Origin of the sequence: Agrobacterium sp. NPDC089420, from assembly GCF_044900305.1 — a bacterium.
Lineage (GTDB): Bacteria > Pseudomonadota > Alphaproteobacteria > Rhizobiales > Rhizobiaceae > Agrobacterium.
This window is the reverse complement of the sequence record NZ_JBJDMY010000004.1, coordinates 193,454-207,843: the sequence shown is the minus strand read 5'-3', so window position 1 is coordinate 207,843 and position 14,390 is coordinate 193,454. Positions and strand designations below refer to the sequence as shown.

Below are 14,390 nucleotides of genomic sequence, written 5' to 3'. Positions count from 1 at the left end.
CGTTTCGGCATGGGCCGCATCGGCCAGAACCGATGTCATCTGCCCGGCCTGTCACCGCGCCCACCCGCCATTCGTCTGCGCCTGCTCATTCATAAAGGCCAAACTTGGCATTTATCACATCCGGGCATGTATCATGTCGGACGACGCGCTTCGCTTGGACAAAATGTCACGCGGCGGCGGATAGGACCCACCCGCCTTCGGAAACGGCACGGACGAAACCATGCCGTCCCGCTTTTCAGCCACCGGACTGCGCAAGTCTCGCCTTGCGCCTTCCGGTCCGCGCATCAGCGAATGCGCGGAAGCTGTTCCCACTGATGGTAAGGCGGCGGCGAGGACAGCTGCCATTCGAGCGTCGTCGCACCTTCACCCCAGGGATTGTTGCCGGCGATCCGCTTCTTGGCGAAGGCTTCCCAGACGCCGAAGAGGAAGATGCCGACGGCAACGGCCGAGATATAGGAACCGTAGGACGAGACCATGTTCCAGCCGGCATAGGCATCGGGATAATCGATGTAGCGGCGCGGCATGCCGGCGAGACCGAGGAAGTGCTGCGGGAAGAAGATCAGGTTCACACCAACGAACATGACCCAGAAATGCAGCTTGCCGATGAACTCGCTGTACATGTAGCCGGTGATCTTCGGGAACCAGTAATACCAGCCGGCAAAGATGGCAAAGACGGCGCCGAGCGACAGCACGTAGTGGAAGTGGGCCACGACGTAATAGGTATCGTGCAGCGAACGGTCGAGACCGGCATTGGCGAGCTGCACGCCGGTGACGCCACCGACCGTGAACAGGAAGATGAAGCCGATCGCCCAGACCATCGGGGTCGAGAAGGTCAGCGAGCCGCCCCACATGGTCGCGATCCACGAGAAGATCTTGATACCCGTCGGCACCGCGATGACCATGGTTGCGAAAACGAAATAACGCTGCGCCTCGAGCGACAGGCCGACCGTATACATGTGGTGCGCCCAGACGATGAAGCCGACCGCGCCGATGGCGACCATGGCATAGGCCATGCCGAGATAACCGAAGACCGGCTTCTTGGAGAAGGTGGACACGATGTGGCTGATGATGCCGAAGCCCGGCAGGATCAGGATGTACACTTCCGGATGGCCGAAGAACCAAAACAGGTGCTGGTAGAGGATCGGATCACCGCCGCCTTCCGGCGAGAAGAACGCCGTGCCGAAGTTGCGGTCGGTCAGAAGCATGGTGATGCCGCCCGCCAGAACCGGCAGGGACAGAAGCAGCAGGAATGCCGTGACCAGAACCGACCAGGCAAACAGCGGCATCTTGTGCAGCGTCATGCCCGGGGCGCGCATGTTGAGAATGGTGGTGATGAAGTTGATCGCGCCGAGGATCGAGGATGCGCCGGCGACGTGCAGCGAGAAGATCGCCAGATCCACCGCCGGTCCGGGCATGCCGCTGGTCGATAGCGGCGGATACATGGTCCAGCCGCCGCCGACGCCGTAAGCGCCCGCCGGGCCTTCGACGAAGAGCGACAGGAGCAGCAGGATGAAGGCCGGAACGATCAGCCAGAAGGAAATGTTGTTGAGGCGCGGGAAAGCCATGTCCGGAGCGCCGATCATGATCGGGATCATCCAGTTGGCGAAACCGCCGATCATGGCCGGCATGACCATGAAGAAGATCATGATCAGCGCATGCGCGGTGGTGAACACGTTGAACATGTGCTTGCCGCCGTCGATGGCGGCGTCGCCCTCGAAACCGTAAACCATGGAGGCCAGACCGTGGAAGATCTGGATACCGGGTTCCTGCAGCTCCATGCGCATGACGACGGAAAGCCCGCCGCCGACGATACCGGCGATGATCGCGAAGATCAGATAGAGCGTGCCGATGTCCTTGTGGTTTGTGGACAGGAACCAGCGGGCGAAAAAGCCCGGCTTGTGGGAATGATGCGCGTCATGCGAATGATCGTCATGCGCGTGCGCATCGTGTGCGGATTGACCATGCGAGTGATGATCGTCGTGTGCGGAAGGTCCAGCCATTGTCGTCACTCCAGTCGTCAGTTGGTTTCGTTGGCGGCAACGTCAACCGTGCGCGGAGCGCCGTCGACGGAGGCCATCAGCGCCCGGTTCGCGCCGTTCAGATCGGAAGCGGCGGCGGCGTGCCAGGCATTATATTGCTGTTCGGAAACCACCCGAATGGCGATGGGCATGAAGGCGTGGTCCTTGCCGCAAAGCTCGGAACATTGCCCGTAATAAAGGCCTTCCTTCTCCGGCTTGAACCATGTTTCGTTAAGGCGGCCCGGAACGGCATCGATCTTGACGCCGAAAGCGGGCATGGCGAAGGCGTGGATGACATCGGTCGGAGCCGCCGTCACCAGCAGGCGCACGGTCTTGCCGACCGGGACGACCATTTCATTGTCCACTGCAAGAAGACGCGGATAGCGGGCCTTGTCCTCCTTGCCCGCTGCAGCGCGGTCCTGATCCTTCAGCATGTAGCTGTCGAAGGAGAGCGGCTCGGCGCCCTCGGCGGCGGCATATTCATAGCTCCACAGCCATTGCGTCGCAGTGGCCTTCAGCGTCAGGTCCGGGTTTTCCGGCTGCGTCAGCTGCGCGTTCAGAAGATTGAACGAGGGGAAAGCGAGGAACAGGAGAATGAGAACCGGCGCAAGCGTCCACACCACCTCGATCGTGGTGTTGTGGCTGGTCTTGGAAGCCACCGGATTTTTCGCGGCGCGGAATTTCAAGGCGACGATGATGAGCAGCGCAAGAACGAAAAGCGTAACCGGAACAATGAACCACAATGTATATTGTTCGAACCAGCGTATTTCGTGCATGATCGGCGTGGCGGCCTCCTGCATGCCCATTTGCCAATGCACCGGCTGATCGGCGTGGGCGCCGACAGCCGTGAGCAGACAGGTCATCCCCGCCAGTGCTGCGTAAATCCTATTCGTCACGGTACCCTCTCCCTCACGCGTCTGATCCAGATCAATCACAGACGCAGAATCCATGCTTATGGTACTAACTTCAAACCACAGTTTGCCCTCTGCCGCAATATGCGTCGGGACACGGATGCGCCCCAATTTTGCCATTGATCAATCCGCGACCGACTTTCCTGCACCCTGTATCCGAGCTGACCCACTGAGCGCGATTTCGAGCGGCCCAGATGCGACAAAGCCCCGTCTTCCAGCCGGTTTGATCGCCGGATGACGCATGACACACCGACAAATCAGAAGGCCAGGCGTGCCGACAGGTCCTATTTCCGCCCAACTCCGCTGGAATTGAAGGCCCGAGGCTTTTTTTTCCGGATTATGGCGTCAAAATAGCCGCACTGATTCGAATCCCAGAGGTATCCATGCGTCTTTCCCCGCTCGCGCGCACTTTTCTTGCCGCCGCCGGTCTTGCCATCATCGCCCCCGCCGCCACGGCGCTGGCGCAACAGCAGCCGCCCGGCACGCCGAAGTCGACGCATGGCGCATGGTCTGTCATCTGCGACAAGCCGGCCGGCGCGTCCGAAGAACAATGCGCCCTGATGCAGAACGTGATTGCCGACGACCGCCCGGAAGTCGGGCTTTCGGTGGTGGTGCTGAAGACCGCGGACCGCAAGTCGCGCATCCTGCGCATCCTCGCGCCGCTCGGCGTGCTGCTGAAAGACGGCATGGAGCTTTATATCGACAACAACAATATCGGCCGCGCCTATTTCACCCGCTGCTTCTCCGAAGGCTGCTATGTGGAAGTGGATATTGACGACGAGCTGCTGAAGGTGCTGCGCGCCGGCAAGAACGCCGTTTTCGCGCTGCGCGAATCCGTCGACCAGGACCGCGTCGGCATTCCGATCGAGCTGACCGGCTTTGCCGAAGGCTACGACGCGCTTCCATGAGCCCTCGCCGTTAACGCGCAAGCCTTGCGTCCGCCCGCTCCAGTGCCTAAATCGGTCATTGAACGATAATGACTGGAGCCTCCCATGACCGACGATCTTGTAAAACTCTTCGATTGCGATGAAACGCAATTGCGCAAGCTCGTCGGAGAGGCGCTTGCCGGCGCCGACGACGGCGAACTCTTCATCGAACATGCCCAGGCCGAATCGCTGACCTTCGACAATGGCCGGCTCAAGGGCGGCTCCTTCAACACGGATCAGGGTTTCGGCCTGCGCGCCGTTGCCGGCGAGACGGTGGGTTACGCCCATGCGGGCGAGCTTTCAGAAGGCGCGCTGAAGCGCGCCTCGGACGCGGTGGGCGCTGTCACCAGGGGTTACGCCGGCTCCTACGCCGCCGCACCCCAGCGCACCAACACGAAGCTCTACGGCGACGAAAACCCGATCGGCAGCCCCAGCTTCGAGGAAAAGGTGAAGCTGCTCACCGATATCGACGCCTATCTGCGCGACAAGAACGAGGATGTCCGGCAGGTGACGGCGACCATTTCCGCCAGCTGGCAGGTGGTGGATATTCTGCGCGCCGACGGCCATCGCGTCAGCGATATCCGCCCGATGACCCGCATCAATATTTCCGTCGTGGCCGGTGAAGGCGACCGGCAGGAAAGCGGCTCCTACGGCATTGGCGGCCGCGTCGGTTTCGGCGATTTCATCACCACGGAAAACTGGCAGCGCGGCGCGGATGAGGCGCTGCGCCAGGCGCTCGTCAACCTGACCGCCATCGATGCCCCGGCCGGCACCATGGATGTGGTGCTCGGCTCCGGCTGGCCGGGCGTCATGCTGCATGAGGCGGTGGGCCACGGCCTCGAAGGCGATTTCAACCGCAAGAAGACCTCGGCCTTTGCCGGCCTGATGGGCGAGATGGTGGCCGCCCCTGGCGTGACCGTGGTGGATGACGGCACCATCGACAACCGCCGCGGCTCGCTCACCATCGACGACGAAGGCACGCCGTCCGGATATAATGTGCTGATCGAGAATGGCAGGCTGGTGGGCTACATGCAGGACCGGCAGAATGCCCGGCTGATGGGCGCCAGGCCCACCGGCAACGGCCGCCGGCAGGGTTATGCCCATGTGCCGATGCCGCGCATGACCAATACCTACATGCTGTCGGGCGACAGGACGCCGGAAGAGATCATCGCCTCGGTCAAAAAGGGTATCTATGCCGTGTCCTTCGGCGGCGGCCAGGTGGATATCACCTCCGGCAAATTCGTGTTCGGCTGCACCGAGGCCTACCTCATCGAAAACGGCAGGATCGGCGCGCCGGTAAAGGGCGCCATGCTGATCGGCAACGGGCCGGACGCGATGAAGCGCGTGTCGATGATTGGCAACGATTCAAAACTCGACACGGGCATCGGCAATTGCGGCAAGGCCGGGCAATGGGTGCCGGTCGGCGTCGGCCAGCCGCATCTGCGCATGGACCAGATCACCGTCGGCGGCACCAAGGCGTAAGATGCCGGCCTGCGGCCGTCGGCCGGTGAGCCCGTCCATGGCTGCCATGATGCGGATTCCTCTGGCACCCTGCCGAGAAGACGATAAGATCAGCGTCACGGCAGGCCCATTCCTCCCATCGTCTGGCCTGCGCGGCAAAGGAGACCATGACTATCATACGCAATGCCCTCGTTCCTGAACTCGCCGTCAGCGATTGGCAGAAAAGCCGCGCCTTTTATTGCGACCTGATCGGTTTTCATGTGGTCTATGAGCGCCCCGAAGAGGGCTTCGCCTATCTGGCGCTGGGCGATGCGCAACTGATGATCGACCAGATCGGCGCGACCCGGACCTTCGTGACCGAGAATGCCGCCCTGGAGTTTCCGCTTGGCCGCGGCATGAACCTGCAGCTTGCCGTCCCTTCCCTGCAACCTATTCTCCATCGGCTGGAGCGGTCGTCCATCGACCTTGTCATGCCGGTGGAAGAAAAATGGTACAGACGCGGCACCGTCGAAGTCGGCAACCGGCAATTCATCGTCGCCGATCCGGATGGATATCTGATCCGTCCGTTCGAGAGCCTGGGCGAACGCCCCTTCCGGTTCGGTTGAGCGACCATGCTGCCTTTTCTGCCGCACGCCGTGGTTTTCGACATGGACGGATTGCTGATCGAGAGCGAGCGGCTTTATCGCGATTCGTTTCTGGCGGCCTCGGATGAAGGCGGCCATGGAATGAAGGTCGAGACCTATCAAAAGGTCTGCGGCAGCCCCTGGGATGTGATTACCGGCACGATCCTTGCCGACTACGGCGCGGATTTTCCCATCGACAGCTTCCGCGACGCCTGGCTCAGGCATCTGGGCGTGATGATGGCGGAGGGTGTGGCTCTGAAACCCGGCGTCATCGACATTCTCGATCTTCTCGACCGGCTCGACATACGCCGCGCCATCGCCACGTCTTCGCGGCACGATTCAGTCATCCGCCATCTCGGCCCCCACGACCTTCTCAGGCGTTTCGACACCATCGTCGCGCGCGGCGACTATACCGAGCCGAAACCCGCGCCCATGCCGTATCTCACCGCCGCAACGCGCCTCGGTCTCGATCCGGGACGCTGCCTTGCGCTTGAGGATTCCTATTCCGGCGTGCGCTCGGCCTCATCGGCCGGCATGATGACAATCATGATACCGGATGTCGCGCCGCCGACCGAGGAAATGCGGGAAAGATGCGTCGCCGTTGCGCGCGATCTTCATGCGGTGGCTGACCTTCTGCAACAGATGCGGCCCTCAGGCGCTTGAAAGCAGGCCGCAGCACCGTCACATGGCTTTCTCCATTGGCCGCTAACAGGCTTCATAGGGGGCGGAACACCAACCTGTTTCGGTCCGGTTGCCGGCACATTCATAATGCGGAGTTGTCATGCAGCTTTTTGCCGTGTCGCTTGCGACCATGATATTGCTTTTCCTTGCCGCATTGCAGATTGCGCTTGCAGCCGGTGCACCCTTCGGTCGTCTTGCCTGGGGCGGCGAGCACCGGGTTTTACCGTTGAAGCAGCGCATTGCCAGCGTCGCGGCAATCGCGATCTACGCCTTTGTCGCGTCTTTTCCACTGCAGAAGGCCGGCATCGCCACTATCTGGCCGGCAAGCTGGATCGAGCCGGGCATCTGGATCATCGCCTGCTATTTTGCCGTGAGCATCGGATTGAACCTCATATCCCGCAGCCAACCGGAAAGGCTGGTAATGACGACGGCGGCGACCGTTCTTGCAATTCTCTTCTTTATCGTCGCGCTCTCATGACGGCGCGAGGCGACCTGTCATTTCGACGGCCTGAAACGCCACTTCCGCTCGATCGCCTCTTCGATATCGAGGCCGTTGCGATGGGCGAGCAGCAGAACATGGCCGAGAAGATCGGCGGTTTCGTCGGCCAGATCCCGTTTCATCTCCTCTTCGCTGCGGCCCTTGCCGCGCCCGCGCCCCGTCAGCCGGTTCCAGGCCTGCGTCACCTCGCCGACCTCCTCCTGCAGCTTCAGCATGTACCAGTCCGGGTCGCGGACAATTCCGTTTTCATCGGCATATTTCTGCGAGGCAGACTCGAACTGATGCATCATGACAGCAAGCATTTGTTCATCCTTTGTTCTTGAGCTACTCTAACCACGATTCTCGCCCGGCGTCGATCCGAAAGCGCGTCATGCGGCGGTGAACGGAAATTTCCGCGACAGACGCCCACCGTCGCGGTAGGAACAGCTATTCGCTAAAAGTGCCTCGTCCCATGTCCTTCCTCGATTTTTTCTCATCGCTCATCACCGCCCGCAGTCCGATGCTGCTCGCCATGTTCGCGGGCGCGGCCTTTCTGGCGGGTCTCGCACGCGGCTTTTCGGGCTTCGGCGCGGCGCTCATCTTCATTCCGCTTGCCAGCGCCATTGTCGGACCGCGCATCGCGTCAGCGGTGCTGCTGGTGGTGGACGGCGTTCTGACAATCGGCATGATACCGCCCGCCTACCGCATGGCGGACCGCCGCGAGGTCTTCACCATGGCGGCGGGCGCCCTTGTCGGCGTGCCGCTTGGAACGGTGTTGCTGTCCCATGGCGATCCGCTGACCCTGCGCTGGATCATCTCGGTCATCGTCGTCATATTGCTGATGTTTCTGATTTCGGGCTGGCGTTACAGCGGCCGCCCGAAAACGCCGCTCACCTTGCTGACCGGGCTTGTCGCCGGGCTGTTTTCGGGTGCCGCGCAATTGGGCGGCCCGCCGATCGTCGCCTATTGGCTCGGCGGCGCTCTCAAAGGGGCTTTCGTGCGCGCCAATGTCGTTCTCTATTTCGCGATTTCGACCGTCATCTCAGCCGCCAGCTATTTTTTCGGCGGCCTGTTCACCGCCGAGGTCCTGATCTTTTTCCTGCTCGCCCTCCCCTTTTATGGAGCAGGCCTTTATGCTGGCGCGCGCTTGCACGGGCTTGCCGATGAGACGGCCTTCAGACGCATCTGCTACGGCCTGATCGGCATTTCCGCGATCATCGGCCTGCCGCTGTTCGATTCGCTGCTGAAATAGGCAGGCCGGACGGCCTGCCCGCTCCGCAGCCTCACGGATACATGCGGACCTTGGTCCAAGGGGCATCGGGCGTCTCGCGGCGGAACTCGATACGGTCGTGCAGACGGAACTTGCGGTCGTGCCAGAATTCGATGCTGACCGGGCGGATGCGGAAGCCGGACCAGTAGGACGGGCGCGGAATATCGCCGATGGCATATCTGGCGGTATATTCGGCCACGGCCTTCTCCAGCGCGAAACGGCCCTCCAGCGGCCGCGACTGCTTGGACGCCCAGGCGCCGATGCGGCTGCCGCGCGGGCGCGAGGCGTAATAGGCATCCGCCTCCTCGTCGCTGACGATCTCCACCTCGCCGCGCAGACGCACCTGCCGCCGCAGACCTTTCCAGTGGAAACACATGGCCGCTTTTTTCTGGCCGAGGATCTCGCGGCCCTTCTGGCTTTCGAAATTCGTGTAGAAAACAAAGCCGCGGTCATCCACGCCTTTCAGCAGCACCATGCGCACGTTCGGCAGGCCGTTTTCATCGACGGTGGCGAGCGCCACCGCGTTCGGATCGTTGATTTCGGAAGCCGTCGCATCCTTCAGCCATTCGGCAAAAAGGGCGAAAGGTTCATTTTCTTCCGTGAAGTCACTGGATGTTAACCCCGTTTCCGACATATTGACTAAAATGCTCCCGAGCTGATTTGGACCCCAGAGATGATCTCTGGTGAAAGATGGTGACCGTCATAGCAAAGTCGAACAGTCGAACAAAGAGCCTCCTTTCGTCGATCGCGGAAGTTTCCGCCGTCGTGTCAATGCTCGTGGTGCTGAGCGGATGCGTCAGCCTCGATCTGTTCGGCGGCGACAAGGTCGACCGCTCGCTTTCCACGGCCTCCGTTCCCAGCCAGCCCAACAATGCGCCGCAAACCGACGATGCGACCATCCGCAACGCCGTAACATCGGCCGATCTTGCCAAACTCGCCGACCAGCCCCTGCCCTGGGCCAATGCGGCCACCGGCAGCGCCGGCGTCGTCACCGCCATTCACGAAGACAGGTCCAGCGGCTTCGTCTGCCGCGATTTCAGGACGACGCGCCACTCCTTCGAGGGCGTCGCAGCTTATGCCGGCCAGGCCTGCCTGTCGGAAACCGGCGAATGGCTGCTCACCCGCTTCGAGCAGAAATAATCTATTTACCTTGGCGCATGGAATAAAGCCGGCCGCTGTGCGGCGCGCTTGCTGCGTAAAGGAGTGATTAGCAACTTATTGCAACAGTCGACGTTGATTAAACCGAGGGCGTGCAGGCGAATGATCGCGGCATCCCTTTTCGGAGGGGTTAGTTTCAGGATTGCGCCATGAAAGGCGGCAGGCACCTGAGCCAACGTAACTGGTGTTTCGCATGCGCGATCCATATTCGATCCTCGGCGTGAAACGTGACGCCCGCCATGAGGAAATCAAGGCCGCCTGGCGCACGAAGGCGAAAACCGTCCACCCGGACGCCAATCGCGACGATCCCGACGCATCGGCGCGATTCGCCGAGATCGGGCAGGCCTATGATCTCCTGAAAGACCCGAAAAAACGCGATCTCTACGATCAGGCCCGCAGGGCGGCCGAAAAGAAGCAGCGCGGCGAAACCATCATGCAGCAGCGGGAGGCGGCGCGCGAGGCGGCCGAACGCGCCAGAGCCGCTGAAAAGCTGATGGAGGAACTGGCCCGCGCGGATGCCCGCAACCGGGCGCAAAGCGGGCAGAAAGCCGACGCGAAGGCGGAGACGGCCGAAGATGTGGTCGAGCGGATTTTCGGCGCGGAGGCGCAGAACGATCCCAAGGTGCAGCAGGCGGCGGAAGCGGCAAAGGCTGCGGCGAGCGCAGCCAAAAGCGATGCGCCGGCAACCGGCGAGGCTTTGCAGCCAGGCGCGGCCGACGACAAGTCAGCAGCCGCCGCCTCGCTTGCCGCCAATCTCTTCAGCGCTCTGGTGCGCCGGTTCCGCACGCCGCAGCCGGTTCCCGAAAAAGCGCCGGACATCACCGCGGAAGCCACGGTCACGGTCGCCGACCTTTTGGAGCACAAGTGGATTACAGTGCCGCTCGCCGACGAACGCGAGGTTCGTTTCCAGCTCGAAGCGGGCATGACCGACGGACATGTCGTGCGGCTGAAGGGACAGGGCCTGAAGCTTCCCAACATGGCGCGCGGCGACCTTGCCGTGACATTGCTGACCGCCCGCGACGACGCCTTTTCCCTTCGCGGCTTCGATATTCACACCACGCTGGCGATCTCGCTCGGCGATGCGGTTCTGGGCTGCGACGCGAAAGTCAGGACCCCGCTCGGCGAGGAGAACGTCACGATTCCTGCCTGGTCCGGCTCCGACCGCGTGCTGAGGCTGGCCGGCAAGGGCCTTGCCGACGGCAACGGCGGCGCGGGCGATCTCGTCATCGAATTGCGCATCATCCTGCTGGAAAAACCGGATGAAAAGGTAACGGACCTGATGCGGCACATGCGCGAAGGCCTTTATTTGTGAAAGTTTTGCAAATAGCCGGGACAAAGCACCCTTTGTTACGTTCCCTAACAGTTGATGATCTTTGGCAATCTTGAACAGGATTGCAGCCTATGCCATAGGCAGGACCGATCAAAAGTACTAGGGAGCACAAAATGGCTCAGGCATCCGGCCTCATGGCTGGCAAACGCGGCCTCATCATGGGCGTCGCCAATAATCGTTCCATCGCTTGGGGCATCGCCAAGGCCTGCGCGGATGCGGGCGCGGAAGTTGCGCTCACCTGGCAGGGCGACGCACTGAAGAAGCGTGTCGAGCCACTGGCACAGGAACTCGGCGCCTTTATGGCCGGCCACTGTGATGTGACCGATCTCGAGACGATCGACGCGGTTTTTGCCGGGCTGGAAAAGCACTGGGGCAAGATCGACTTCGTCGTGCACGCCATTGCCTTTTCCGACAAGGACGAGCTGACCGGCCGTTATCTCGACACCAGCCGCGACAACTTCAACCGCACCATGGATATTTCCGTCTTCTCGCTGGCCGCGGTGGCCAAGCGCGCGGAGCCGGTGATGAATGACGGCGGCTCGATCATCACGCTGACCTATTACGGCGCCGAAAAGGTCATGCCGAACTACAACGTGATGGGCGTGGCCAAGGCCGCTCTCGAGGCCAGCGTGCGGTATCTCGCCGTCGATCTCGGCAATCGCGGCATCCGCGTCAACGCCGTTTCCGCCGGCCCGATCAAGACGCTCGCCGCTTCCGGCATCGGCGATTTCCGCTATATTCTGAAATGGAACGAATATAATGCGCCGCTGAAGCGCACCGTTTCCATCGAAGAAGTCGGCAAATCGGCGCTTTACCTGCTGTCCGATCTTTCGACCGGCGTGACCGGCGAAATCCACCATGTCGATTCCGGTTACCATACCATCGGCATGAAGGCGGTGGATGCGCCCGATATTTCGGTGGTGAAGGACTGACCACCGGCGGACATGCTTGAAACAGGGGTATCGCCTTGCTCGTCTATGTGATCCGGCACGGACAAACGGACTGGAATGCGATACGCCGGCTTCAGGGCCAGAAGGACATTCCGCTCAACGATTTCGGCCGCCAGCAGGCGGTCGGCAACGGCAGGCTTCTCGCGCGCCTGCTGGGAGACCGGGCCACGGATTTCGATTATGTGGCAAGCCCGCTCGGGCGTACGCGCGAAACCATGGAACTGATGCGCGGGGCGATGGGTCTCGATCCCGACGCCTACCGCACGGATGACCGCCTGATCGAAGTCTCCTTCGGCGATTGGGAGGGGCAGACCCTGCCGGAGCTGAAGAAAGAATTTCCGGACCGGGTGAAGGCGCGCAAGGCCAACAAGTGGGATTTCATCCCCCCCGGCCAGGATGCCGAAAGCTACGAAATCCTTTCCTGGCGCATCGGCGCGTGGCTATCCTCCGTGGAGAAACCGACAATCTGCGTCTGCCATGGCGGCGTGATCCGCTCGATCTTCCGGCTCGTTTCCGGCATGGACAAGGACGAGGCGTCGAGGACGCAGATTCCACAGGACCAGATCTTGAAGGTCGAGATTGATGGAAATACCGCGGAGTGGATTTCGTGAGGGAAGTGCGGCAACGGCTGGCTCAATCGCGGAAAGAGTCGCGACGTAAAAATCAATAGCAGCGGGCGACTTCAATCCGGCCGGTTTTTCTGAGAACTCCCTCATTCCTGCGCTTGTCACAGGAATGAGGGTGGATACCACTACTGCCTGGGAATTTACTCGACGACCTGAAGATCGTCGACCACGCGTTTCCCATCCACTTCGGTGTAGAAAACCACGACCTTCACGCCCGCTTTCAAACCTTCGAAATTGAACTCTTCCGGCACGCGATAGGTCTTGCCGTCGCTCAGCGTGATACTCAGGCCGTTCGCGTCGATCTTGCTGATCGTGCCTTCCACGTCGACACTCTGGGCGAAGCCGTTGATCGGCATCAGGAGGTTGGCGGTGGCCAGAAGGGCGGCAATCATCATACGCATCGATCTAGCTTTCGTGGATTTGCGTGAAAACCTTACATGCATGAAGAATTGCCTTTCGAATGTGGCGGAAATTGCCCGCAACCATGACATTTTCGGCCCAATTGATGAACGGATTTGGGATCGCGTTCAAGCCGTTAGTGATTTTTACACCGCATTTCGCAGCAATATTGGAAAACGTCGGATTAGCGTGGAAAACGGCGGTGCTTTTACAATTTCGTCATCCCGGCAAACCCTTGCCGGCCGCTGCGAATCGCCATCCCGCCCTCATTGCCGTTCCCCGCAACAGGTCCGGGGAACGGCAATGAGGGCGGAGACGCACCATCGTCACGCACACCGCACTTATCCCGCCGCATCGAAAGAAAGGCTTTTGCCTTGCCCGGATTTTCCACTAAGACAAATCCGCTTGTTTTAAACGGCGCCACCCGCAGGCGCCCTGTTTTCCGGTCTTGAGAATATGTCGCATAACAGCTTCGGTCATTTATTTCGCGTTACCACCTGGGGAGAAAGCCACGGGCCTGCGCTCGGCTGCGTGGTGGATGGCTGCCCGCCCGGCCTCCGCTTCACCCTTGCCGAGGTGCAGCACTGGATGGACAAGCGCAAACCCGGCCAGAGCCGTTTCGTGACCCAGCGTCGCGAGGAGGACATCGTCAAGGTTCTCTCCGGCGTGATGCTGGATGAGGACGGCGAGACCATGATCACGACAGGTACGCCGATTTCCATGCTGATCGAAAATACCGACCAGCGCTCCAAGGATTATGGCGAGATCGCCAAACGGTTCCGTCCCGGCCATGCGGATTTCACCTATGACCTGAAATACGGCATTCGCGACTATCGCGGCGGCGGACGCTCTTCCGCGCGTGAGACGGCGGCGCGTGTCGCCGCCGGCGCGATCGCCCGCAAGGTGGTGCCGAGCCTCAATGTGCGCGGCGCGCTTGTCCAGATCGGCAAGCACAGGATCAACCGCGACAACTGGGATTGGGATCAGGTCGACCAGAACCCGTTCTTCTGCCCCGATGCAGCGATGGTACCGGTCTGGGAAGACTATCTCGACGGCATCCGCAAGGCGGGTTCCTCCATCGGCGCCGTTGTCGAAGTGGTGGCGGAGGGCGTTCCCGCCGGCATCGGCGCGCCGATCTATGCCAAGCTCGACCAGGATATCGCCTCCAGCCTGATGTCGATCAACGCGGTCAAGGGCGTGGAGATCGGCGAAGGTTTTGCCTCTGCCGAGCTGTCCGGCGAGGACAATGCCGACCAGATGCGCATGGGCAATGACGGCAAGCCGATCTTCCTGTCCAATCACGCCGGCGGCATTCTGGGCGGCATATCGACCGGCGAGCCGGTGATCGCCCGCTTCGCCATCAAGCCGACGTCCTCCATTCTGACGGAGCGCCTGTCGATCGATACCGACGGCCACAATGTGGACGTGCGCACCAAGGGTCGCCATGACCCCTGCGTCGGCATTCGCGCCGTGCCGATCGGCGAGGCGATGATCGCCTGCACCGTCGCCGACCATTATCTGAGGGATCGCGGCCAGACCGGCCGGTTGAAGTGAGGTAG

General features: G+C 61.3%; 17 protein-coding genes. 12 read left to right on the top strand and 5 right to left on the bottom strand.

What is annotated here, in order from left to right:
• Window positions 1–284 precede the first annotated feature (284 nt).
• Both ctaD and coxB read right to left on the bottom strand, forming a co-directional pair.
• Complete coding sequence (ctaD, locus tag ACI2KA_RS07755) at window positions 285–2,000, bottom strand: cytochrome c oxidase subunit I (protein WP_404500771.1); 1,716 nt, start codon at window positions 1,998–2,000, stop codon at window positions 285–287.
• Between the two features lie 17 nt (window positions 2,001–2,017).
• Window positions 2,018–2,881 carry a cytochrome c oxidase subunit II gene (coxB, locus tag ACI2KA_RS07750; protein ID WP_210347371.1) on the bottom strand — a complete coding sequence of 288 codons (864 nt, stop codon included), beginning with the start codon at window positions 2,879–2,881 and terminating at the stop codon, window positions 2,018–2,020.
• A gap of 431 nt (window positions 2,882–3,312) precedes the next feature.
• Between coxB and ACI2KA_RS07745 the strand changes: the two genes are divergently transcribed.
• The 5 genes from ACI2KA_RS07745 to ACI2KA_RS07725 all read left to right on the top strand — a co-directional run bounded on the left by ACI2KA_RS07745 (window position 3,313) and on the right by ACI2KA_RS07725 (window position 7,098).
• Window positions 3,313–3,837, top strand: a complete 525-nt coding sequence (locus ACI2KA_RS07745; protein WP_404500769.1) for an invasion associated locus B family protein — start codon at window positions 3,313–3,315, stop codon at window positions 3,835–3,837.
• A gap of 84 nt (window positions 3,838–3,921) precedes the next feature.
• Window positions 3,922–5,337 (top strand): metalloprotease TldD, encoded by a 1,416-nt coding sequence (gene tldD / locus ACI2KA_RS07740; RefSeq protein ID WP_404500767.1) that lies wholly within the window; start codon window positions 3,922–3,924, stop codon window positions 5,335–5,337.
• A 146-nt stretch (window positions 5,338–5,483) separates the two neighbouring features.
• The gene (locus ACI2KA_RS07735) at window positions 5,484–5,921 is read left to right on the top strand and encodes a bleomycin resistance protein (RefSeq protein WP_404500765.1); all 438 of its coding nucleotides are present in this window, start codon (window positions 5,484–5,486) and stop codon (window positions 5,919–5,921) included.
• Between the two features lie 6 nt (window positions 5,922–5,927).
• Window positions 5,928–6,602 (top strand): HAD family hydrolase, encoded by a 675-nt coding sequence (locus tag ACI2KA_RS07730; RefSeq protein ID WP_404500763.1) that lies wholly within the window; start codon window positions 5,928–5,930, stop codon window positions 6,600–6,602.
• Window positions 6,603–6,720: 118 nt separating this feature from the next.
• Window positions 6,721–7,098: a hypothetical protein gene (locus ACI2KA_RS07725; RefSeq protein ID WP_404500761.1), complete on the top strand. Its 378-nt coding sequence runs from the start codon at window positions 6,721–6,723 to the stop codon at window positions 7,096–7,098.
• 17 nt (window positions 7,099–7,115) lie between these two features.
• On the opposite strand, the gene ACI2KA_RS07720 is transcribed toward ACI2KA_RS07725, so the two are convergent.
• On the bottom strand, window positions 7,116–7,421 hold the full coding sequence (locus tag ACI2KA_RS07720) for a MazG nucleotide pyrophosphohydrolase domain-containing protein (RefSeq protein WP_404500759.1): 306 nt from the start codon (window positions 7,419–7,421) through the stop codon (window positions 7,116–7,118).
• Window positions 7,422–7,570: 149 nt separating this feature from the next.
• Here ACI2KA_RS07720 and ACI2KA_RS07715 point away from each other — a divergent pair, with 149 nt between their 5' ends.
• On the top strand, window positions 7,571–8,350 hold the full coding sequence (locus ACI2KA_RS07715; RefSeq protein ID WP_404500757.1) for a sulfite exporter TauE/SafE family protein: 780 nt from the start codon (window positions 7,571–7,573) through the stop codon (window positions 8,348–8,350).
• A 31-nt stretch (window positions 8,351–8,381) separates the two neighbouring features.
• Here ACI2KA_RS07715 and pdxH read toward each other — a convergent pair whose 3' ends face one another.
• A complete protein-coding gene (gene pdxH / locus ACI2KA_RS07710) occupies window positions 8,382–9,002 on the bottom strand; it encodes a pyridoxamine 5'-phosphate oxidase (protein ID WP_404500755.1) in 621 nt (206 codons plus the stop codon).
• A gap of 56 nt (window positions 9,003–9,058) precedes the next feature.
• Between pdxH and ACI2KA_RS07705 the strand changes: the two genes are divergently transcribed.
• The 4 genes from ACI2KA_RS07705 (at window position 9,059) to ACI2KA_RS07690 (ending at window position 12,417) form a co-directional block, all read left to right on the top strand.
• Window positions 9,059–9,508 (top strand): RT0821/Lpp0805 family surface protein, encoded by a 450-nt coding sequence (locus ACI2KA_RS07705; RefSeq protein ID WP_404500753.1) that lies wholly within the window; start codon window positions 9,059–9,061, stop codon window positions 9,506–9,508.
• A gap of 211 nt (window positions 9,509–9,719) precedes the next feature.
• On the top strand, window positions 9,720–10,838 hold the full coding sequence (locus ACI2KA_RS07700) for a DnaJ C-terminal domain-containing protein (RefSeq protein WP_404500751.1): 1,119 nt from the start codon (window positions 9,720–9,722) through the stop codon (window positions 10,836–10,838).
• Between the two features lie 131 nt (window positions 10,839–10,969).
• On the top strand, window positions 10,970–11,788 hold the full coding sequence (gene fabI / locus ACI2KA_RS07695; RefSeq protein ID WP_003521090.1) for an enoyl-ACP reductase FabI: 819 nt from the start codon (window positions 10,970–10,972) through the stop codon (window positions 11,786–11,788).
• A gap of 35 nt (window positions 11,789–11,823) precedes the next feature.
• The gene (locus ACI2KA_RS07690; protein ID WP_404500749.1) at window positions 11,824–12,417 is read left to right on the top strand and encodes a histidine phosphatase family protein; all 594 of its coding nucleotides are present in this window, start codon (window positions 11,824–11,826) and stop codon (window positions 12,415–12,417) included.
• Between the two features lie 155 nt (window positions 12,418–12,572).
• Here ACI2KA_RS07690 and ACI2KA_RS07685 read toward each other — a convergent pair whose 3' ends face one another.
• The gene (locus ACI2KA_RS07685) at window positions 12,573–12,833 is read right to left on the bottom strand and encodes a DUF1344 domain-containing protein (RefSeq protein ID WP_188128886.1); all 261 of its coding nucleotides are present in this window, start codon (window positions 12,831–12,833) and stop codon (window positions 12,573–12,575) included.
• Window positions 12,834–12,916: 83 nt separating this feature from the next.
• Here ACI2KA_RS07685 and ACI2KA_RS07680 point away from each other — a divergent pair, with 83 nt between their 5' ends.
• Window positions 12,917–13,138, top strand: coding sequence for a hypothetical protein (locus ACI2KA_RS07680; RefSeq protein WP_404500747.1), 222 nt, complete (start codon window positions 12,917–12,919; stop codon window positions 13,136–13,138).
• A gap of 149 nt (window positions 13,139–13,287) precedes the next feature.
• Window positions 13,288–14,385 carry a chorismate synthase gene (aroC, locus tag ACI2KA_RS07675; protein WP_404500745.1) on the top strand — a complete coding sequence of 366 codons (1,098 nt, stop codon included), beginning with the start codon at window positions 13,288–13,290 and terminating at the stop codon, window positions 14,383–14,385.
• The last annotated feature ends 5 nt before the right edge of the window (window positions 14,386–14,390 follow it).